Raw genomic sequence first — 1,734 nt, forward strand, 5'->3', positions numbered from 1 at the left:
CCCCCCCGGACGCTCGCGCGTTCCGCCGCAGCTCCCTGCTGATCGTCGACGGTGAGCGGCCCAGCAGTGCCGCGATCCGACGAACACCCTCACCTGCCCGACGTAGCTCCGCGATCCGGATCCGGTCATCCCCGGACAGGTATCTGATCGACTCGGCGGTCGGGCGGTGACTGAAATCAGCGATCGGTGGGTACTGGTGCACTTGGCCAGTGTGCGAGTTCTCATCATAAGCAGGCTTATATTCTCAGAAAAAGCCGAAACATGCACCTGCAGGACACTCTGCTTTGCGTTGCACGTGTAATCACGGGGTGGAAGGTTAGGAATCGGCGTGCTGCTGACTAACCGCCCCTTCAGCGCGCCGGAAGGCTTCTTGAGTGGCGAAGAGATAGTTGCGGATCTCCGCCCGGACACGGTCAGCGGGCGTCCAGGAGCCGCCGGACCATATGTACATTCGGTAATCGGGCCATTTATCAAGGATTTCTTCGGCGAACCTGTTGGCGTCCCGGCCGTAGCGGCCGGTATGCCGGTCCTCAATTTCAAGCAGCAGACTGGGCTGGTGCCGGGTGATGGTGCGGACGGCACCGGCGAGAACATCCGGTTCGAAGCCCTCGACGTCTACTTTCATGAAGGAGACGTTTTTTTACGTCTTGAAGCTCGCACCAGGAATCGATCGTGACCATCGAGGTCATCCAGCGCCTGGTGCGAGCGGACTGCGTGATGAACGCGTGTTCCGTGCCGTGGGCCACGTGCGCGTGTCCATGAATCGGCACCCCAAAACGCAACGGCAACAGCATGAGATGCTCGCCCTGCTCTGCTCCCAGGACGGACCGGGTAATGGTGAGGTGCCCTGTGCCCATCAAACGGCTCAATGCCCCCAATATTTGGTGTTGCCTGCGCTGTGGTTCGAACGCATGGACGGAACCGTCGGCACCCACCAGATGCGCAAGAGGGAAGGAGTACATGCCATAGGCTGCGCCAACGTCGAACACATGATCACCAGGGCGGACCACAGCGCTTAGACCCAGCAGCTCCGCTTCGGCCAAACGCAGCCGGGAGAACATTCTCATCAAGTCGTGGATAGCACGGGACCGCAGTGAAACGGCGGGCATATCGATGACTGACAAATGCTCTGCTTTCAGGCGAAAAACCGCAGGGTTAAATTCAAAAAAAGTCTACAGTGAGGCGTCATGCCAGTAGGACCGGTTTTCGCATAGGGGCAGGACCTGTGAACGTCGACGAAAGCTCGGAGCGGTCCACAATTCTGCAAGAAGGTTGCCCCATCTGAGAAACCAAGAAACGCGGGGCCGAGAATCCCGCGATAAACCGATAACCGTGGTGTAACTGTTGGCAAAAAATGACTGTTTATACTTGCGAATCGCAGAGTTATCTGGCGCGTCTTTTGCAGCCGTCGACGGCGTCGATGGCAGCGGAAAGCGGAACTTGTCAAGTCAAATGAGACATGCTCGGGGTAGTTAATGAGCCGATAGTTAGGCTCGTTGCGCCGGGTCGTTGATCGCCGCCTTTACCGGTAGCGGTGGTGCGGCAGGACGGCGGGCAAACCGTTCAGGATGCTTGCCATACGCCTGGTCCAGGGTGGCTTGGCGTTGTTCATGCACCGCTGCCGCAGTGCCGAGGTGCACGCTGGCCGGGGTATGGTGTCCGATCCCCGAATGGCGGTGTTCATGGTTGTAGTAGGTGATGAATCCTTCCATCCAAGTCCTGGCCTCATTCACG

The 1,734-nt window shown here is 58.7% G+C and carries 1 protein-coding gene and 2 pseudogenes; all 3 read right to left on the reverse strand.

Annotated features, from left to right (window positions below):
* Nucleotides 1-151 (reverse strand): annotated as a pseudogene (locus Y704_RS25495) (helix-turn-helix domain-containing protein); the annotation flags it as partial.
* Between the two features lie 165 nt (nucleotides 152-316).
* The gene (locus Y704_RS22980; protein WP_026551088.1) at nucleotides 317-625 is read right to left on the reverse strand and encodes an FkbM family methyltransferase; all 309 of its coding nucleotides are present in this window, start codon (nucleotides 623-625) and stop codon (nucleotides 317-319) included.
* Between the two features lie 862 nt (nucleotides 626-1,487).
* Nucleotides 1,488-1,734, reverse strand: a pseudogene (locus tag Y704_RS0117695) (IS3 family transposase); the annotation flags it as partial.

It is taken from the genome of Arthrobacter sp. Br18, assembly GCF_000520555.1.
Lineage (GTDB): Bacteria > Actinomycetota > Actinomycetes > Actinomycetales > Micrococcaceae > Arthrobacter_D.

What these genes read in the sequence shown, in the direction of transcription:
- Y704_RS22980 (WP_026551088.1), bottom strand. Translation starts at nt 625, where the DNA reads ATGAAAGTAGACGTCGAGGGCTTCGAACCGGATGTTCTCGCCGGTGCC.